The organism is Dactylosporangium sp. CA-092794 (assembly GCF_050948465.1).
In the GTDB taxonomy this organism is placed as follows: domain Bacteria; phylum Actinomycetota; class Actinomycetes; order Mycobacteriales; family Micromonosporaceae; genus Dactylosporangium.
This window is the reverse complement of sequence record NZ_CP192044.1, coordinates 8,789,502-8,808,951: the sequence shown is the minus strand read 5'-3', so window position 1 is coordinate 8,808,951 and position 19,450 is coordinate 8,789,502. Positions and strand designations below refer to the sequence as shown.

The following is a 19,450-nucleotide window of genomic DNA, read 5'->3' as shown; positions in this document are numbered from 1 at the left end:
ACGATTGTCGCGTCAATCAACATTGACGTTCCGGTGAGCATTGACGACGGGACACAGCGTTGTCTGTTCCGACAGGCGCGGTTCGGGCAACCCTGTGTACCGAGACAGTGCGAGCCGAGCGCGCCGTCTGGTCAACTAGCGCCGTGACAGAACAGACAGCCCCGCTGGCCGGCCAGCGCGTCGCCCGGCTGCGCGCGGCGCTGCGGGACGCGCCGTTCGACGCGTTCCTCGCCGTCTCGACGGCGAACGTCCTCTATGCCACCGGGTACCGCAGCATGGGCGGCGCGGTGTTCGGCCTGCCCACGATCGGCGCGTTCGTCACCGGCGAGCGCACCGTCGTCGCCGCGCCGGTCGCCGACTCCGCCCCCGCCACCGACCCCGGCATCGGCGGCGTCGCGATCGACGACTTCGTCCCCTACGGCCGGTTCTACTTCGAGTCCGCCGAGCCGCTGCCGGCCGCCTTCGCCCCCGACGCGCACCGCGACGTCGTCGAGGCCATGTGCGCGGCCGCGCTCAGCGCCGGGCTCGGCTCGGCCGTGATCGGCGTGGACAACGCCGCCATCAACCCCAACGCGCTCGCCCAGCTGTCCCTGGCCCTGCCCGGCGCGCGGTTCGTCGACGCCTCGCCGTGGGCGCTGCGGGTGCGCTCCCGCAAGCTGCCCGGCGAGGTGGCGCTGCTGGAGCGGGCCGCGCACCTGGCCGAGGACGGCGTCGACGCGGCCATCACCGCGGCCCGGGTCGGCATGACCGAGCGGGAGCTGTCCTCGATCGTCGCGGGCGTCATCGTGGCCGGCGGCGGCGAGCCGCGCTTCGCGGTGTCGTCGTCCGGCCCCAACAGCGCCTTCGCCGACGTCTACCCGACCGACCGGCCGCTCGCGCCCGGTGACCTGCTGCGCTTCGACGTGGGCTGCGTCGTCGACGGCTACTGGTCCGACATCGGCCGCACCGCCGTGGTCGGCGAGCCCACCGCGCTGCAGGCGGACCGCTATGCGGCGATCCTCGCCGGGGAGGACCGTCAGCTGGCCGACGTGCGGGCCGGCATCGCCGCCTCGACGCTGTTCAAGGCGGCCGTGCAGGAGGTCGAGGCGGGCGGCATCCGGCCGTACCGGCGCCAGCACTGCGGCCACGGCATCGGCGCCGACGTCTACGAGCCGCCGATCGTCAACGAGGCCACCGACACGGCGCTGGAAGAGGGCATGACCTTCTGCTTCGAGACGCCGTACTACGTTGTCGGCTGGGGCGGCATGATGGTCGAGGACACCATCGTGGTGACCGCCGACGGCCACCGCCGCCTCACCCGCACCGACCGCAGCCTGCGGGTCATCCCGGCATAGCCTATTTTTTGGCCCGGGTCCGCGTCAGCTGTGGACCGTTCCTCCCGGATGACTCGCTCGGGCCTGGCGGCCCTCCCTGCGACTCCGCGGTGCCAAGGACATAGGGGCGTCGTTCTTGGCACCGCGGGCCCGGCAGGGAGGGCCGCCAGGCCCGAGCGGTGTCTGACGGGAGCAACGGTCGTGCGTTGCCCGGACCGGAGTCATCGGCTTTTCAATTGGAACCGTCTTTTCCATTGGAACCGTCTTCGAGGAGCTCCTGGGCGCGCAGGGCGAGGGAGAAACCGACCGCGTCGTCCGGTTTGCGCAGGTCGTGCCCGGTCAGCTCGCGGACCCGGCGCAGCCGGTAGGCGATGGTGTTGACGTGCACGGTCAGCCGCTCGGCCGTGATCTGCACCGACAGGCTCTGCCGCAGGTATTCCCGGATCGTCTGCACCAGCACCGGGTGCGGCTCGAGGTTGCCCAGGTAGCCGGCGATGAGCCGGCGGCTCGCGTCGGCGCTGTCGAGCAGCATCACGTCGATGGCGACGTCGCCGTAGCCGACCACCTCGTTCTGGCGGCGCCGGCGCACGGCGACCTCCAGCGCGGCGATCGCCTGCCGGCACGAGTCGCGGGCCTCGAACAGACTCGGGTAGACATCGCCGGTGCCACCGACCACCGCCATGCGGGCCTGCGCGGGCGTGACCGCCCGGCGGACCGCGGCCAGCGCGTCCCGCTCGGTCACCGGCAACAGCAGCAGCAGCGCGTTGTCGCGCAGCCCGGCGATCACCGAGGGCACCCGGGCCTCCCGCAGCCGCGCCTGGATGTGCCGGCGCAGCCGGGTCAACGGTCCGGTCGGGTCGGCCGGCTCGTCGCCGGGCAGCACGGTGAGCGCGATGCAGCGGTAGGGCATCGCCGGGTTGGCGCCGATGAGCCGCGCCTGCGTGTCGATGTCGACCTGGTCGCCGACCGAGCTGTCGACCAGGCGCGTGACGAGCATGGCGATGCTGGCCCCGCGGTCGAGCTCCAGCTCCCGCTGGGTGTCCAGATACGCCTCGAACGTGGTCCGCTCGACCCGGTCCATGATGGCGCTGATGGCCTGGATGCCGCTGCGCTGCTCGGCGCTGTTGAACGCCGAGCGGATGCAGAACACGCAGAAGGCGTCGACGAGCGCGCGCTCGGCGATGCGGAACGACTGGATCATCGCCGCCTGCGGCACGCCCTGCAGCGCCCGGCTGCGGCCCAGCACCTCGAGCCTACGCCGGTCCTCGTCGTCGATGTCGCGCCCGCTGCGCATGTATTCGAGCGTGCCCTGGATGTTGGGGCGCACATACTGTTCCAGGGCGTCGCGTTCCATGACGATGTCGTTGTAGGCGGGCACGGCCCGCCACACCTCGGCGGTGATCTGCTCCACCAGCTCGTCGAGCCGGTCGAGCAGATGCGCCCCGGCGAGCTGCACCGCGGTGGGTCCCAGCGCGTCGGTCACCCGCGCCTCCTGTTCTCCCGGCGGATCGCTGAGGTGCGACATCCCGCCGAAACAGGATCTCTGCCGAGCCGTTATGTGATTCCGTTGCTCTGTCGATTCTGACAGGTTGCGCGGGGCCAAACCTGTGGTTGCAGACAGCGATCGGGCCTCGCGACCTTTGGTCTACTGGGGCATCCCCCAAGGAGGACCCATGCGTCTTTCACGCTCCCGACTGGTCGCGTCGTTATCCGCGGGTCTGGCGCTGTGCCTGGCCACGACGGCGTGCGGCTCGTCGGACGACGGTTCCGGCTCCGCGACGCCCTCGGCCGACGTGGTCACCGACGGTACCTTTACGTTCTCGGTGGCCGACGACCCGGGCGCCCTCAACCCGATGCTCGGCTCGCGCACGGTCGCGGTCAACCTGTTCCGGTTCCTGTACGACCCGCTCGTGCATGCCGACTCCAACGGCAAAATCGTTTCCGGCCTGGCGTCGCAATGGCAGGTGGACGGCGGCAAGGTGACGTTCACCATGAAGCAGGGCGTCACCTGCTCCGACGGCAGCCCGGTGACCGCCTCGACGGTCGCCAAGATGTTCAACAACATCAAGAATCCGGCCAACGCGTCGACGCTCATCGGCATCGCACTGCCCAACAACAAGTTCTCGGTGGAAGCCGACGACACCGCGGGCAAGGTGACGCTGACGCTCGACCAGCCGTACCAGTTCATCCTGCCGGCGCTGGAGTTCATGCCGATCCCGTGCGGGGCGGCCGCGGACAAGCCGGCGTCGCTCGCCACGACCGCCAGCGGCTCGGGCCCGTACACGCTCACCGAGGCGGTCGCCAGCGACCACTACACGCTGACCCGGCGCGACGGCTACACGTGGGGCCCCGACGGGGCCAGCACCGCGGCCGCCGGTGTGCCCAAGACGATCGTCATGAAGATCGTGGCCAACGAGACCACGGCCGCCAACCTGCTGACCACCGGCGAGCTCAACGCCGCCGCCGTCAACGGCCCGGACCAGAAGCGGCTGACCGCGTCGGGCATGACGGCGAAGGCCTACAAGTCCGGCGGCGCGATGATGCTGTTCAACGAGCAGGACTCGCGCATCACCGCGGACCCGAACGTCCGCAAGGCGATCGCGCTGGCCATGGACCGCACCCAGCTCGCCTCGGTGGTGTCCCGCGGCCTCGTCAAGGACCCGTCCAACAGCGTGGCCCCGGCCTCGCCGCAGGCGTGCCCGGACGACGCGGCCGGTAGCGCCATCCCGGCCACCAACGTCGAGGAGGCCAAGAAGCTGCTCGACACGGCCGGCTGGGTGGCCGGCTCGGGCGGGGTGCGCAGCAAGGGCGGCAAGGAGCTCAACCTCAACGCGCCGTACCTGTCCACCTACGCGGGCAACCAGCCCGCCGCGGAGCTGCTGGCGCAGGAGCTGCAGGCGGTCGGCATCAAGCTGACGCTGACCCCGGTCACCCAGGGCACCCTGTCGACCACGCTGTTCAGCACCGGCGACTACGACATCTGGCCGACGCTGGCGCTGTCCATCCCGTTCCAGTCCGGTGTCTTCGGTCTGCTCGGCGGGCCGTTCCCGCCCAACGGCACCAATGCCGGACATGTCGCGAACAAGACCTTCACGGAGACCGCGACCCAGGCGAACCAGACGACCGGGAAGGAAGGCTGCGATCTGTGGATCAAAGCGGAGCAGGCGCTCTTCTCCAACGTCGACGCCATCCCGATCGCGCCGGTCATCACCAACTGGGTGACCACCAAGTCGTCCTTCTCGACGATGCAGGGCCGGATCATCCCGACGAGTATCCGCGTCACCAAGTAGCTCACTGAGTACGGAAGGGCAGGACGACGCTCCGTGTTGGACACCCTCGAACGCACGCATCCATGGCTGGCCTTCACCCTCCGACGAGCTGTGCGTCTGGTGGTCTCGCTGTTCGCCGTGGCGTCGGTGGTGTTCTTCATGATCGCGCTCGTCCCCGGCGATCCGGTGCGGGCGGCCCTCGGGCCGACCGCACCGGTGAGCCTCGTCGAGCAGCGCCGGGCGGCGCTCGGCCTCGACAAGCCGCTGCCGATCCAGTTCCTCGACTACTGGCAGCGGCTGCTCACCGGCAACCTCGGCAAGTCCATCGCCACCGACCGGCCGGTGGCGCAGACCATCGGCGATCGGCTGGTCACCACCGCGACGCTGGTCGGCGTGGCCATCGCGCTCACGCTGGTGCTGGCGGTGCTGTTCGGCATGGTGTTCGGCTCGGTGACCCACAACGGGCGCCGGCCCCGCACGCTGGTCACGTTCACCGTCGTCAGCAGCGCCCTCAACACCATCCCCTCCTTCCTCATCGGCATCCTGCTGGTGTTCGTGTTCGCGGTCACGCTGCGGGCGCTGCCGGTGGCCGGCTCCACCGGCTGGCGGTCGCTGATCCTGCCGGCGGTCGCCCTGTCGATCGGCCCGGCGGCGGGCCTGGCCCGCATCGTGCGGGCCCAGACCGACGTGGTGCTGGGCGAGGACTACATGACCGTGGCGCGGGGCAAGCGGCTGCCGTGGCGGCTGCTGTACCTGCGCCACGCGCTGCCCAACCTGCTCACCGCCGCCCTGACGATCGGCGGCCTGCTGCTCGGCGTGCTGGTCGCCGGCAGCGTGGTGGTGGAGAGCGTGTTCGCCCGGGCGGGCCTCGGCACCGCCATCATCCAGGCCATCATCGACCGCGACTATCCGCTGGTGCAGGGCGTGCTGCTGGTCCTGGCCGCCGCCGTCCTGCTCGTCAACCTGCTCGTCGACGTGCTGCTCGGCCTCGTCGACCGGCAGTCCCTGATCGGCCGGAGCTGACGATGCGAAGCCTCCTGCGCAAGGCCAACCCCATCACCGTGACCGCCGCGGTGGCGCTGCTGCTGCTGGTCGTCCTCGCCGTCATCGGGCCGATCCTCTTCTCGGCCGAGGCGGAGCGTACCGACGCCGTCAACGCCAGCGCCGGATTCTCCGGCGAGCACTGGTTCGGCACCGACCAGCTCGGCCGCGACCTGTTCGCCCGCACGCTTGTGGCGACCCGCCTCTCCCTGCTGCTCGCGGTCACCGCCGCGGTCATCGGCATGGTCATCGGCATCCCGCTGGGCATCCTGCCCGCGGTGCTCGGCGGCCGGGTCCGGCGGCTGGTGGCCGGGTTCATCGCCGCGTCGGTGGCGCTGCCCGGGCTGCTGCTCGCCCTGTTCGTCAACACCATCATCGGCGTCGGCGCGACCGGCGCGGTGCTGGGCATCGGCATCGCCAACGCGCCGACCCTGGCCCGCCTGGCGCAGACCACCTCGGCCGGCATCGCCGCCCGCGACTACGTCGCCGCCGCCCGCATGCTCGGCGCGAGCCGGTTCACGCTGCTGTTCCGCCACATCCTGCCCAACGTCGCCGAGCCGCTGATCCTCACCGGCACCATGTCGGTCGGCTGGTGCCTGCTGGAGATCTCCGCGCTGAGCTTCCTCGGCCTGGGCGTGCGCGCACCCTCCTACGACTGGGGCGACCTGCTCAACCAGGGCCTGCAGGGCATCTACGTCAACCCGATGGGCGCGCTCGGACCGGGGCTGTTCGTGGTCCTCGGCGGGCTCGGCTTCGCCCTGCTCGGCGAGTCGGTGACCAGCCTGGCCCGGCGGGTGCCGCGGCTGCGGGGCGCCGCGGCGGAGCCGGTCGCGCACGCCGGGCGGGAGCCGGGCGACGAGGCCGTCGCCGTCGCCGGGCTGCGCGTGCAGTACCCCTCCCGCGACGGCACCCCGCTCGACGCGGTCGACGACGTCTCGTTCGCGCTGCGGCCGGGGGAGCGGGTCGGCATCGTCGGCGAGTCCGGCAGCGGCAAGAGCACCACCGTCCTGGGCATCGCCGAGCTCATCGCCTACCCGGGCCGGGTCACCTGGCAGCAGCTGCGCATCAACGGCGTCGACCTGGTCGCCGCCGCGCCGCAGCAGCGCCGCCGGCTGCTCGGCGCGTCGGTGGCCATGGTGTCGCAGGACCCGATGACCGCGCTCAACCCGGCGCTGCGGGTCGGCCGGCAGCTCGCCGAGGTCGCCCAGGTCCACCTGGGCAAGGGCCGCTCGGCCGCCAACGACCTGGCCGTCCGGCAGCTCGAGCACGTCCAGATCACCGACCCGGTGCGGCGGGCCCGGCAGTTCCCGCACGAGTTCTCCGGCGGCATGCGCCAGCGGGCCGTCATCGCCATGGGCCTGATGGGCGAGCCGCGGCTGATCCTCGCCGACGAGCCGACCACCGCCCTCGACGTCACCGTGCAGCAGCAGGTGCTCGACCTGCTGGAGCGGCTCAACGCGGAGACCGGCGCGGCGCTGCTGCTCGTCTCGCACGACATCGCCGTGGTCACCAACCGGTGCAGCCGGGTGCTGGTGATGTACGGCGGGCGGGTCGTCGAGGACGCCTCCTCCGACGAACTGCTGGCCGGGCCGGCGCACCCCTACGCCCGGGCGCTGCTGGCCGCCGTCCCGACGATGACCAGCGACCGGGACCGGGCCCTGGCCACCATCCCCGGCCGCCCGCCGAGCCTGGCCGAGATGCCGCCCGGCTGCTCGTTCGCGCCGCGCTGCCCGTTCGCCGACGACCGGTGCCGGGCCGAGCAGCCGCCGCTGATCGAGCTGTCCGCCACCCGGCGGGTCGAGTGCTGGAAACCGGTGGGGGTGGCCCGTGAACACGCTTGAGATCGAGGGGCTGACGGTCACCTACGGTCACGGCCGGCACGCCGTCACCGCGGTCGACGACGTCAGCCTCGCCGTCGCGCCCGGCAAGGTCTACGGCCTGGTGGGGGAGTCGGGCTCGGGCAAGTCGACGCTCGCCCGGGCCACCGTCGGGCTGCTGCCCGTCGCCGCCGGCGCCATCACCGTCGCCGGGCAGCGCGTCACCGGCGAGAGCCGCCACGCCCGCCGGGAGCGCGCCCGCCGGGTCCAGCTCATCTTCCAGGACCCGTACTCCTCGCTCGACCCGCGCATGACGATCCGCCAGATCATCGGCGAGTCGCTGCGCCTGCGCACCGACGTGTCGGGCGCCGGCGCCGACGCCGAGATCGGCCGGCTGCTGGAGCTGGTGAACCTGGAGCCCGCCTACGCCCGGCGGCTGCCCCGCGAGCTGTCCGGCGGGCAGCGGCAGCGGGTCGCGATCGCCCGCGCCCTGGCCGTGCGGCCGAAGCTCATCGTGGCCGACGAGATCACCTCGGCCCTGGACGTGTCCGTGCAGGCGCACGTGCTCAACGTCATCCGCGAGATCCAGCAGGCCGAGGGCCTGTCGATGCTGTTCATCTCGCACAACCTCGCGACCGTGCGGTACATCTCCGACGAGATCGGCGTCATGTATCGCGGCCGGCTGGTCGAGTCGGGCCCGACCGAGCGGGTCGTCGAGGCACCCACCCACGAGTACACGAGGGAACTGCTGCGGGCCGTGCCCGTCCTGCGGATCCCGGCATCGCCAATGGAGGCAGCCTCATGAGCACCGTCATCCGGGGCGGCCAGGTCTTCGACGTGGTCACCGGCGAGTTCCAGGCGGCCGACGTCGCCCTCGACGGCGAGCGCATCGCCGGCGTGGCCGCCGGGCTGGAAGGCGACGCCGAGTTCGACGCCACGGGGCTGAGCGTGCTGCCCGGGCTCATCGACGCCCACGTGCACGTGATGGTGCCGTACTTCGACACGGTACGGCTGATGGAGACCCCGTTCTCGCAGTTCTTCTACTACGCCGAGCAGACGCTGCGCAAAACCCTCGACATCGGCATCACCTACGTCCGCGACGCCAACGGCGCCGACCTCGGCGTGCAGCGCGCCGTCGCCGACGGCATGGTCGAGGGCCCGGACCTGGACATCTCGGTGCAGGCGCTGGGCCAGACCGGCGGCCACTCCGACTTCTGGATGCCCAGCGGCCTGTGCGTGCCGCTGCTGCCGGTCCACCCCGGCCGCCCCGACGGCGTCGTCGACGGCCCCGACCAGATGCGCCTGCGGGTCCGCGAGGTCATCCGGGCCGGCGCCAACGTCATCAAGCTCAACGTCTCCGGCGGCGTCATCTCCCCGCGCGGCAACCCGCGCCACCCGCAGCTGCGCCCCGACGAGATCGCCGAGGCGGTCGCCGAGGCCACCGCGGTCGGCATCCCGGTCATGGCGCACGCGCACGGTACCGACGGCGTGAAGAACGCGCTGCGGGCCGGGGTGCGCTCCATCGAGCACGGCACCTACCTCGACGACGAGTGCATCCAGCTGATGCTCGACAACGGCGTGTGGCTGGTGCCGACCCTCGGGGTGGTCGGCGCGCTGCTGGACGGGATCGCGGCCGGCGCCAGCATGCCCGACGCCGTCGTGGCCAAGCTCAAGGAGGGCCGGGAGGCGCACCTGTCCTCGGTGCGGCGGGCCATCGAGGCCGGGGTACGCATCGCGATGGGCAGCGACGCGGCCGCCCTCGGCCACGGCCGCAACCTCGGCGAGCTCGCCGAGATGCACGCCCTCGGCCTGGCCCCGGCCGACGTGCTGCGCGCCGCCACCAGCTCCGCCGCCGAGCTGATGCGGCACGGCGACCTCATCGGCTCGGTCGAGGCCGGCAAGCGCGGCGACCTGACGCTGGTGGCCGGCGACCCGTTCGACTTCACGGCATATCCGGGCAACGTCCGCGCCGTGTTCAAGCGCGGCGTTCAGGTCCGCGACTACACCGATCTCGGGAGGTAACAGTGATCGTCGAGTTCCGCACCTACAAGCTGCACCCCGGCAAGCGCGACGAGTTCGTGACGTTCTTCCAGGAGGAGGCCCTGCCGCGGATGCAGGCGGTCGGGATGAACATCACCGGCGTGTACACCTCGACCCAGGACCCCGACCTCTTCGCCTACTCCCGCGTGTGGGAGAGCGAGGAGGAGAAGGCCGAGAAGTGGAAGGCCTTCTACGAGAGCCCGGACTGGCTCGGTGGCATGTTCGACAAGTCGCTGTCGCTGCAGGAGAGCTTCACCGCGTTCTTCGGCACGCCCACCGACAAGTCCCCCAACCGCTGATGCGGTTCGGACTCGCCGTCCCCACCGGCACCGAGGGCATGATGTACCCGGTGCCGTACGCGGACCCCGACGACGCCGTGCGCCTCGCCGTGGAGGCGGAGGCGCTCGGCTTCGACTCGGTGTGGGGCAACGACCACGTCAGCACGCAGGCCTACGTCCGCGCGGAGTTCGACACGCCGCCGCGCTTCTACGACCCCTACCTCTACCTCGCCTACGTCGCCGCCCGCACGTCGACGATCCGGCTGGCGACCGCGGTCACCGTGATGACGTTCCGCCACCCGGTCGTCGTGGCCAAGATGGCGTCCACATTGGACCAGCTGTCGCACGGCCGGTTCCTGCTCGGCCTCGGCATCGGCGCCTACCGCGAGGAAACCGAGGCCATGTTCCCCGGCACCACCATGCACCGGGGCCGCTACGCCGACGACTTCATCCAGGCGATCAACGTGCTGCTGACCGAGCGCTCCTCCAGCTTCGCCGGCGAGTACATCAAGTTCGCCGATGTGGAGAGCTACCCCAAGCCCGTCCAGGCGAGCCTGCCGGTGCTCTCCGGCGGCAACGCGCCCGGTTCCAAGCGCCGGGCCGCGCTCCACGGCACCGGCTGGATCCCGGCCGTGCTCACCCCCGCGGAGGTGGCGGCCGGCATCGCGGAGATCCGGGGGATCGCCGCGGAAGCCGGGCGCACGCTCCCGGACGACTTCGAGGTCGCACCGCAGCTGTCGGTGTCGATCGGGCGTACCCGCGAGGAGGCGTGGGAGCGGTTCGAGCGCTCGCAGCTGTGCCAGCACATGCTGTCGCTGTCGAAGTCGACGCTGCGCGACCAGCAGGGCGCGTGGGCCGAGCGCAACCTCATCGGCACGCCGGACGAGATCCGGGAGCGGGTCGCGCAGTACGCCGAGGCGGGCGTGACCACCCTCGCCGGGCTGCTGTTCGCCGCCAACGACGTGCCGGAGACGCTGAACATGATGCGCGAGTTCGCCGAGCACGTGATCGCGGGGAGCCGGTGACCTACACCGGGGTGCTGCGCTGCGTGCGCTGCGGCACGGAGCGCGCCGACACCGACCCCTACGCGCCGTGCGCGCCCTGCCTGGCCGACGGCGTTCACGTCAATCCGTTCGCGGTGTACGACCTGAGCGGCGCGCAGTGGCGCCGCGACCCGGCCCGCCCCGGCGTCTTCGGCTGGCAGCACCTGCTGCCGCTGCGCCCCGGCACCGCACCGGTGTCGCTCGGCGAGGGCGGCACGCCGCTGCTGCCGCTGGCCCGGACCGCCGCCCGGCTGGGACTCGCGCGGCTCTACCTCAAGGACGAGTCGCGCAACCCGACGTGGTCGTACAAGGACCGGCTGATCGCCGTGGCCGTGGCCCGTGCCGTGCAGGACGGCGCCACCACGGTCGCGGTGGCCAGCACCGGCAACCACGGCGCCGCCGCGGCCGCCTATGCCGGCGCCGCCGGGCTGCGGTGCGTGGTGCTCACGCTCGAGTCGGTACCGCTGACCATGAAGGTGCTGATGCAGAGCTACGGCGCGGCGGTCGTCGCGCTGCGCGCCGCGCCGGACCGCTGGAAGGTGCTGGCCGAGGGCGTGGCCACCCGCGGCTGGGTGCCGCTGTCGGGCTACCTGAGCCCGCCGGCCGGCTCGAACCCGTTCGGCGTCGACGGCTACAAGACGATCGCCTACGAGGTCGTCGAGTCGCTCGGCGCCGCACCCGATGTGCTCGTCGTCCCGGCCGCCTACGGCGACGGCCTGGCCGGCATCCGGCGCGGCTTCGAGGACCTGGTCGCCCTCGGCGTGGTACCGGACGTGCCGCGCCTGGTGGCGGCCGAGCCGTTCGGCCCCTACGCCGACGCGCTCGCCAACGGCTTCCGCCCCGGCCATTTCCTGCCGGCCGGTCCGACCGTCGCCTTCTCCATCGGCACCCCGGTCGCCACCTACCAGGGCTACGCGGCCCTGTCGGGCGGCGCCGCGGCCACCGCCTCCGACGACGAGATCATGGCGGCCCAGCTGGCACTCGCCCGCGAAGAAGGCATCTACCTGGAGGCGTCCTCGGCGCTGCCGGCCGCGGTCCTCGGCAAGCTCGTCGCCGCCGGCACGATCGCGCCCGACGACACGGTCGTGCTGCTGGGCACCTCGACCGGTCTCAAGGACATCGGCGTCACGGCCGCCCGGCTGCCGGCGGTCCCCGTCATCGAGCCCACCTTGGCGTCCCTCGACGCCGTGCTGGGCAAGGAGGCCTGATGCTCATCCTGTCCGAGGCCGACCTGCGCCGGCTGCTGCCGCCCGCGGAGTGCATCCCGGTCATGCGCGAGGCGCTGGCCGCCTTGGCCCGCGGCGACGTGGAGCAGCCGGTCCGCCGCCCGGTTCTGGTCCCGCCGGGCGCCGCCGGCCTGCTGGCCGCGATGCCCGCCTACACCGCCGCCCCGACGCCGGCCTTCGGCCTGAAGGCGGTCTGCGTCTTCCCGGGCAACCCCGCCGCCGGCCTCGACGCGCACCAGGGGGCGGTGCTGCTGTTCAGCGGTACCACCGGCGAGCCCCTCGCCCTCCTCAACGCCTCGACCGTCACGGAACTGCGTACTCCGGCCGTGACCGCGGTCGCCACCGACCTGCTGGCCCGCCCCGACGCGACCGAGCTGGTCATCGCGGGCGCGGGCGTGCAGGGCGTTTCCCACGCGCGGGCCCTGGCCCGGGTGCGCCCGTTCCGCCGCATCCGCCTCGCCGCCCGCGACGCCGAGCGGGCCCGGGCCGCCTGTGCCCGCCTGTCCGCCGAGCTGGACCTGCCGGTCGAGCCCGCCGATTCGCTGGCCGACGCCGTCGCCACGGCCGACGTCGTGGTCACCGCGACCACGTCGCCGACCCCGATCCTCGACCGCTCCTGGCTCCGCCCTGGCACGCACGTCAACGCGATCGGCTCCTCGGTCCCGTCGACCCGGGAGATCGACACGGCCACGATGGCCTCGGCGACGGTCTTCGCCGACTCCGCCGCCTCCGTGGCCGTCGACACCGGCGACTACCTGTTCGCCGCCGCCGAGACCGCCGTCTCCATCAGCGCCTCCATCGGCGAGGTCCTGATCGGCACCGCCCCCGGCCGCACCTCGCCCGACGAGATCACCCTGTTCAAGTCCGTCGGCCTGCCCGTCGAGGACCTCTTCGCCGCCCGCCACGCCGTAGCCCAGGCCAGGTCCCACGGCCTCGGCCAGCACGTCGAGATCTGATATATCCGATTTATCGGATATATCATCTCTTGCCCCGTCAACCGACTGCCGGCGGGGGCTTCCGTACTCCGCCCGCCCCCAGGGGGCGGGCGCCGTCGGCGCCGCGGCGGGCAGGGCGGCCAAGTGGTGCCCGGCGCGTCCCGGCGCGCTGGGCCGGGCGCGGTCGGCGGTCACGTCCCACGTCCCACGTCCCACGCCACGCGCCGGGCGCTGGCCGCCGCGGAGCACGGCGCAGTGACCGGAAGTCTCCGTGATCATGAGCACCCGGGCATCGACACCAAGGGTTTTTCATGATCACGGAGTGCTGATGTACCCCCGTGTACCACAAGTCTCCAGGATCATGGCAAACCCGGTGCGTGGCCACGGCGGGCATCATGATCACGGAGACATACGTCCGCCCCGCGCTGATCGGATGGTGCGCCCGGCGGGTCCGACATCCGCACCGTTCGCCCGCCGCGCCGCCCGACATGAACCACCACGGTCAGTTGCTGCCCGTATACACCACGCCGGCGGACGCGGCCCCCGTCCGGCCGCTCGCTGTTTCGAAAAGTCGGGCGCTCCGCGCCACGACTTTTCGGATTTATACCCTGACAGGGGATATATCCGATTCTCGCGGCGCCTGTTCCATGAGTCGGATGCGGTCGACGTGAACGGCGCGAACGACCGGGGCTCTCATCGCCGGTCGTCCGGCGACGGATGCGCGTCTTGACCGAATCGGTGCGACGCCGGACGAGGCCGTAGCTCGGCAGCGGCCCGCCACAATCGGCCGAGCCGCACGCGTCTGGCTGCTAGCGCGCCGCGTCGGCGACGCTAAGTGTCCGTGATCATGCTTGCGATCGGCTCGATGGGGCCGGTTTTTCATGATCGTGGAGACATTTGGTACTCATGGGTACATCTTGTCTCCGCGATCATGAAAAACGCGTGGTGTGCGGGCGGCTTTTGCATGATCGCGGAGACTTCTCGCGGGCAAATCGGATATATGACCTGTCGGGGTATAAATCCGATAAGTCGTGGCGCGGAGCGCCCGACTTATCGGTTGCGCTCTTGGCATCGACCTGTGGCGCTGGCTGGTGGGGGTGGCCCGGTAGGCTCACGTCCTCGAGACTGCCGACGCGCTGGATTGGACACGGGTGTCGCTCGTATCTCGGCGGCGCGCGCTGCTCGCCGCGAGCCGCCGGGGTGCGCCGCTGCGCGGCGGGTCCGTCGACGCCGGGCTGCTGCGCGAATGCTGCATCGCCGGTGCCCGCCTGGTCGACCCGCGCGGCCTGCGCCTGCGCGGTGTGCACGTCCGCGGCCGGCTCGACCTGGCCGGGGTCGACGTCGGGTTTCCGCTGGTGTTCGACGGCTGCCGGTTCGACGAGCCGCTGGACCTCACCGGAGGCTCGGTCCGCGCGCTCGCCGTCACCCGGTCGCCGCGGCTGCCCGGGCTGCTCGCCAACGGGCTGCGGGTCGGCGGCGACCTCGACCTGTCCGGCTCCCGGATCGCCGGCGCGCACACGGCCTCGGGCAGCAACACGGCCCGGGCCGCCGTCTGGCTGTCGGAGGCGCGCATCGGCGGCCGCCTGCTCTGCCTGGACACCACCATCGACGCCGGTAGCCACGGCGCCGTCTACGGCAACCGGGTCCACATCGAGGGCAACGTGCGGCTGGTGCACGGGTTCACCGCCACCGGCGAGCTGCGCCTGCGGGGCGCGCGGATCGCCGGATCGCTGGACCTCAGCGGCGCCCACCTCGACCACGACGGCACCGCGTTGGACCTCGGCGAGGCGACCATCGGCGGCGGCCTGTTCCTCGTGCCGCACGCGGGCACCGGGCGCGCGCCGCGCACCCGCGGGCGGATCGCGCTGGGCAACGCCGGCATCGCCGGCCGCCTGGAGATCCGCGACGCGACGCTGGAGAGAGCCGGCCAGACCGCCCTGGTCGCGCCGCGCCTGTCGGTGGGCGGCCCGCTGACCCTGGAGGGCGCCTGCCGGGTCGGCGGGCTGGACCTTTCGCACGGCAGCTTCACCACCGTGACGGTCGGTGGCGGCTGCGTGCTCGCCGCGCCGGGGCGCACGGCGCTCGACCTCACCGGGACCGAGGTGCGCTCCGACGTCACCGTCGAGCCGGGCACCGAGATCGACGGCACGGTCCGGGTCTCGCAGGCCCACATCCACGGCAACCTGACCCTGCGCGGGGTCACCCTGCGCTCGCCGCGGCCGGACGGCGCCCTGATCTCGGGCTCGGGCGTGGTCGTCGACGGTGGGGTGCGGCTTTACGGCCTGCGCGCCACCGGCGGGTTCCTGGCCTTCCGGGGCGCGATGATCGGCAGCGCGTTCGAGGCCGGCGGCGCGGTGCTGGACAACCCGGGCCGGCGGACCCTCGGGCTGCGCCAGGCGGTGGTCAAGAGCTCGGTGCGGCTGACGGACGGCTTCCGGTCCAACGGGGTCGTGGTGCTGAACCGCTGCGTCGTCGAGGGCCGGCTGAACCTGCAGGGCGGCTCGTTCGAGTGCCCGGGCCCGTCCGCGGAGAACCCGGCCGGGCACGCCATCCAGGCGGTCGGCGCCACCGTGCGGGCCGGGGTGTACCTGCGCTGGGACCGGGTCGGCCCGAGCGTGGACTTCCGCGGCCTCACCACGACCGTGCTGGACGACGACCCGGACCGCTGGCCGGAGCGGTTCGTCGTCTCCGGGATGACGTACGACCGGTTCGGCAACCTGTCCTGGGACCGGGCGGCCCGGCTGCGCTGGCTGCGCGGGCAGGCCGAATACGACGCGGGCCCCTACGAGCAGCTGGCCCGGGTGTTCCGCCGGCACGGGTACGCCGGGGACGCCGAGGCGATCCTGATCGAGCGGCGCCACCGGGAGCGGCGCGCGGCCCGGCGGCACCGGCTCGCGCCCCGCGCGGTCCTCGACGCGCTCTACGGCTGGGTGGTCGGCTACGGCTACCGGCCCGGCCGGACCGTATGGCTGCTGCTGGCCCTGCTCGTCGCCGTCGCGGCGTCGCTGTACGTTCCCGACGTCAGCGGGACGCTGCGGGCCACCGACGCGCGCGGCAACACGTACGCGGTCGACGGCCGGCTGGCGACCGCCGATCAGCCGGACGCGGGACCCCCGGCGCCCGACGCGCGGCCGTCGGCCCGGACGCCGCGGCCCGACCCGTGCGGCGACGGGCAGGTCCGCTGCTTCAACCCGCTGCTGTACGCGGTCGACACCGTCGTCCCGCTGATCTCGATCGGTCAGCGCTCCACCTGGTACCCCAGCCCGTACGCCCCGCACGGCCGGCTGGCCGAGTGGTGGCTCAACCTCGCGACGCTGGCCGGCTGGCTGCTGAGCACGGTCTTCGTCCTGTCGTTCACCCGGTTTACGCGCAGCGCCTGACAATCCGATCCGGAATTCCGCGCGGGCCCACCCGTTCCGCCGGTACGCTGCGCGCGTGATGCCCGAGTCACTGCGCACCCTGATCGAGTCGGGCCCGATGGCCCACGTGACCACCATCAACGCCGACGGCAGCCCGCAGGTCACGGTGGTGTGGATCGGCCTGGACGGCGACGACATCGTCAGCAGCCACCTCGGCTGGTACCGCAAGCTGCAGAACATCGAGCGCGACCCGCGGGTCGTGCTGTCGTTCGACGCGCCCGCGGTGCCCGGCAAGTTCATGCAGGACTACGCCTCGCTGACCACCAGCGCCACCGTCGAGGCCAGCGACGGCGCGTGGGACCTGCTCAACCGCCTGGTGAAGGTGTACGTCGGGCCGGACACCGAGTTCCCCGCGCCCCGCGGCCCGGGCTTCATCGTGCGCTACAAGGTGCAGCGCATCGGCGGCGTCGGCCCCTGGGCCGCGCCGGCGCACTGACGCCGGCGTGGCGGAGTGGTTCCGCTCGTCCATTGTGGACACCGGGCGGCTGCCGCTGTTCTGCTGCTTCGTCGGGATGATCGCCGGCTTCGTGTTCATCCGCAGCTCGACGCGGATGATCCGGGCCGGGGTGCGCTGGTGGCCGGGCAACGTCACGCCCGGCGGCCTGCACATCCACCACGCCGTGTTCGGCGTCGGCATGATGCTCGCGGGCGGGATCGCCGGGATCGCCGCCACCGGTGGCGGCACCGGCTGGCGCTCGGCCGTGGCCGCGCTCTTCGGCGTCGGGGCGGCCCTCGTGCTGGACGAGTTCGCGCTCATCCTGCGGCTGCGGGACGTCTACTGGACCGACCAGGGCCGCGCCTCGATCGACGCGGTGTTCGTGGCGCTGGCGGTCATCGGTCTGCTCCTCGTCGGGGTGCGCCCGCAGGCCCTCGACGACGCCGTCCAGACCGGCACCGGCGGCGGCGCGGCGGCGTGGATCGCGGCCGGCGTGCTGACCGCGATCCACGCCGGGCTCGCCACGGTCACGCTGCTGAAGGGCAAGCTCTGGACCGGCATCCTCGGTCTCTTCTTCCCGGTACTGCTCCTGGTCGGCGCGATCCGGCTGGCCCGGCCGCACGCGCCCTGGGCCCGGTGGCGCTACCACCGCCCCGGCGAGCGCGCGGCCCGCCGCCTCGCCCGGTCCCGCCGCCGCGAGGACCGCCTCCGCCGCCCGATCGCCCGCGCGGCAACCCGGCTGAGCGAACTGATCGCCGGCCGCCCCGACCCGGACTGAACCAAGGCACGCGCCCCGACTGAACCAAAAGGCACGCGACCCGGACTGAACCAAAGCGCGCGACCGGACTGAACCAAAAGGCACGCGACCCGGACTGAACCAAAGCGCGGGACCGGACTGAACCAAAAGCGGGCGACCGGACTGGACCAAAGCGGAGTCGCGGCGGCCAGGCGGCCGTTACGCTGATCATGCTGGCTGCTGCGACGGAAGGGCGGCGACGACGATGGGAATGCTGCGCGGGGGGCGTTCCGCCGGGTCGGGCCCCGGCGGGCCGGCGGAGGCCGACGCCGACTTCACGGCGCTCGCCTCAGTGGTGCGGGCGCTGGCCGGTGCCACCTCCTCGGCTTCGGCGGCCAAGACCGTGCTCGACACGGTCCGCCAACAGTTCGGCTGGGCGTACGGGTCGTACTGGCGGGTCGACCCCGGTGCGAAGGTGCTGCGGTTCGTCATCGAGTCCGGCGACGTCGGGCCGGAGTTTCGCCAGGTGACCCGGGAAGCGTCGTTCGCCGAGGGGGTCGGGCTCTCCGGCCGGGCGTGGCGCGCCCGCGACCTGGTGTACGTCGCCGACCTGGGCACGCTGACCGACTGCGTGCGCGCGCCGGCCGCCCGCAAGGTCGGCGTGCGCAGCGGCGTCTGCTTCCCGATCATGGCCGGCGGCGACGTGATGGGCACCATGGACTTCTTCGCCACCGACCAGGCGGCGCAGGCGCACGGTAGCGCGGGACGACACGGCCCGGGAAACGGTCCGACGGCGGAGCTGCCGGAGCGGCGCCGGGAGACGCTGCGGCTGATCGGGATGCTGGTGTCGCAGGCGCTGAAGCGCGCCGAGGACACCGAGCGGCAGGAGGCCGCGGCCGCCGACCTCGCCGCGGTGAACAGCGTGCTGCGGGACCTCGCCGTGGCCTCCGACGAGGAGTCGGCGATCCGGCGGGCGCTGGACACGATCCGGCGAGAGTTCGGCTGGAGCTACGGGTCGTACTGGGCGGTCGACCAGCAGGAGCAGGTGCTGAAGTTCGTGCTGGAGTCCGGCGACGCCGGCCAGGAGTTCCGCCAGGTGACCCGCACCGCGACGTTCCACGAGGGCGTCGGGCTCGCCGGGCGCTGCTGGAAGGCCCGCGACCTGGTGTTCGTCCGCGACCTCGGCGAGCTCGAGGACTGCGTGCGGGCCCCGGTCGCCCAGCGCGCCGGGATCCGCTCCGGCGTCTGCCTGCCGATCACCGTGCACGGCTCGATCGTCGGCACGATGGACTTCTTCACCTCGCAGACCCTCGACCTCAGCGACAGCCGGCGCGACGCCCTGCGCAACACCGCCTTTCTGGTGTCGCAGGCGCTGCAGCGCATCCGGGAGGCGAACCGGATCGGCACCGCCGGCGCGGACCTGGTGACCTCGATCGACGAGGTCGAGCGCAACGTCGTGCAGGCCACCACGGTCGCCGGCGAGGCCAGCTCGCTGACCGCCGACGCCAACCAGGCGGTCAACCGGCTCAGCCTGTCCAGCACCGAGGTCGGCGACGTGGTGAAGGTCATCAACGGCATCGCGGACCAGACGAACCTGCTGGCCCTCAACGCGACGATCGAGGCCGCCCGCGCCGGCGAGTCCGGCAAGGGCTTCGCCGTGGTCGCCAACGAGGTCAAGGAGCTTGCCCAGGGTACCGGCCGAGCCACGGAGGACGTCGCCCGGCTCATCAATGCCATCCAGCGCGACGCCGGCAGCGTGGTCGAGGCGCTCGCCGCCATCGAGACCATCGTGGGGCGCATCAACGAGATCCAGGCCACCATCGCCGGCGTGCTCACCGAGCAGTCCGCCGTGACCCGCGAGATCGTCGGCGCCGCGAAGACCGGCTGAGCGGCAACC

General features: G+C 72.6%; 15 protein-coding genes. 14 read left to right on the top strand and 1 reads right to left on the bottom strand.

What is annotated here, in order from left to right:
* Positions 1-143: 143 nt before the first annotated feature.
* Positions 144-1,334 (top strand): M24 family metallopeptidase, encoded by a 1,191-nt coding sequence (locus ACQPXD_RS37820; RefSeq protein WP_432826669.1) that lies wholly within the window; start codon positions 144-146, stop codon positions 1,332-1,334.
* Between the two features lie 211 nt (positions 1,335-1,545).
* Here ACQPXD_RS37820 and ACQPXD_RS37815 read toward each other — a convergent pair whose 3' ends face one another.
* Positions 1,546-2,796 carry a helix-turn-helix domain-containing protein gene (locus ACQPXD_RS37815; protein ID WP_432826667.1) on the bottom strand — a complete coding sequence of 417 codons (1,251 nt, stop codon included), beginning with the start codon at positions 2,794-2,796 and terminating at the stop codon, positions 1,546-1,548.
* Positions 2,797-2,986: 190 nt separating this feature from the next.
* Here ACQPXD_RS37815 and ACQPXD_RS37810 point away from each other — a divergent pair, with 190 nt between their 5' ends.
* The 13 genes from ACQPXD_RS37810 (at position 2,987) to ACQPXD_RS37750 (ending at position 19,441) form a co-directional block, all read left to right on the top strand.
* On the top strand, positions 2,987-4,603 hold the full coding sequence (locus ACQPXD_RS37810; protein ID WP_432826665.1) for an ABC transporter substrate-binding protein: 1,617 nt from the start codon (positions 2,987-2,989) through the stop codon (positions 4,601-4,603).
* A 90-nt stretch (positions 4,604-4,693) separates the two neighbouring features.
* Positions 4,694-5,605, top strand: coding sequence for an ABC transporter permease (locus ACQPXD_RS37805; RefSeq protein WP_432826663.1), 912 nt, complete (start codon positions 4,694-4,696; stop codon positions 5,603-5,605).
* Positions 5,606-5,607: 2 nt separating this feature from the next.
* Complete coding sequence (locus ACQPXD_RS37800) at positions 5,608-7,464, top strand: dipeptide/oligopeptide/nickel ABC transporter permease/ATP-binding protein (protein ID WP_432826661.1); 1,857 nt, start codon at positions 5,608-5,610, stop codon at positions 7,462-7,464.
* On the top strand, positions 7,451-8,245 hold the full coding sequence (locus ACQPXD_RS37795; RefSeq protein WP_432826658.1) for an ABC transporter ATP-binding protein: 795 nt from the start codon (positions 7,451-7,453) through the stop codon (positions 8,243-8,245). Before ACQPXD_RS37800 ends, ACQPXD_RS37795 begins: the two co-directional genes overlap by 14 nt.
* Complete coding sequence (locus tag ACQPXD_RS37790) at positions 8,242-9,462, top strand: amidohydrolase family protein (protein ID WP_432826656.1); 1,221 nt, start codon at positions 8,242-8,244, stop codon at positions 9,460-9,462. Before ACQPXD_RS37795 ends, ACQPXD_RS37790 begins: the two co-directional genes overlap by 4 nt.
* A gap of 2 nt (positions 9,463-9,464) precedes the next feature.
* On the top strand, positions 9,465-9,779 hold the full coding sequence (locus ACQPXD_RS37785; protein WP_432826654.1) for an NIPSNAP family protein: 315 nt from the start codon (positions 9,465-9,467) through the stop codon (positions 9,777-9,779).
* Positions 9,779-10,783, top strand: a complete 1,005-nt coding sequence (locus ACQPXD_RS37780) for an LLM class flavin-dependent oxidoreductase (RefSeq protein WP_432826652.1) — start codon at positions 9,779-9,781, stop codon at positions 10,781-10,783. The genes ACQPXD_RS37785 and ACQPXD_RS37780 overlap by 1 nt, the downstream gene beginning before the upstream one ends.
* Positions 10,780-12,009, top strand: a complete 1,230-nt coding sequence (locus ACQPXD_RS37775; RefSeq protein ID WP_432826650.1) for a threonine synthase — start codon at positions 10,780-10,782, stop codon at positions 12,007-12,009. The genes ACQPXD_RS37780 and ACQPXD_RS37775 overlap by 4 nt, the downstream gene beginning before the upstream one ends.
* The gene (locus ACQPXD_RS37770) at positions 12,009-12,983 is read left to right on the top strand and encodes an ornithine cyclodeaminase family protein (protein ID WP_432826648.1); all 975 of its coding nucleotides are present in this window, start codon (positions 12,009-12,011) and stop codon (positions 12,981-12,983) included. The genes ACQPXD_RS37775 and ACQPXD_RS37770 overlap by 1 nt, the downstream gene beginning before the upstream one ends.
* Before the next feature lie 1,130 nt (positions 12,984-14,113).
* Positions 14,114-16,342: a hypothetical protein gene (locus ACQPXD_RS37765; protein ID WP_432826646.1), complete on the top strand. Its 2,229-nt coding sequence runs from the start codon at positions 14,114-14,116 to the stop codon at positions 16,340-16,342.
* A gap of 58 nt (positions 16,343-16,400) precedes the next feature.
* Positions 16,401-16,817, top strand: a complete 417-nt coding sequence (locus tag ACQPXD_RS37760) for a PPOX class F420-dependent oxidoreductase (RefSeq protein WP_432844100.1) — start codon at positions 16,401-16,403, stop codon at positions 16,815-16,817.
* 7 nt (positions 16,818-16,824) lie between these two features.
* Positions 16,825-17,595 carry a hypothetical protein gene (locus tag ACQPXD_RS37755; protein ID WP_432826644.1) on the top strand — a complete coding sequence of 257 codons (771 nt, stop codon included), beginning with the start codon at positions 16,825-16,827 and terminating at the stop codon, positions 17,593-17,595.
* Between the two features lie 229 nt (positions 17,596-17,824).
* Positions 17,825-19,441, top strand: a complete 1,617-nt coding sequence (locus tag ACQPXD_RS37750) for a GAF domain-containing protein (protein ID WP_432826642.1) — start codon at positions 17,825-17,827, stop codon at positions 19,439-19,441.
* Positions 19,442-19,450: the final 9 nt, after the last annotated feature.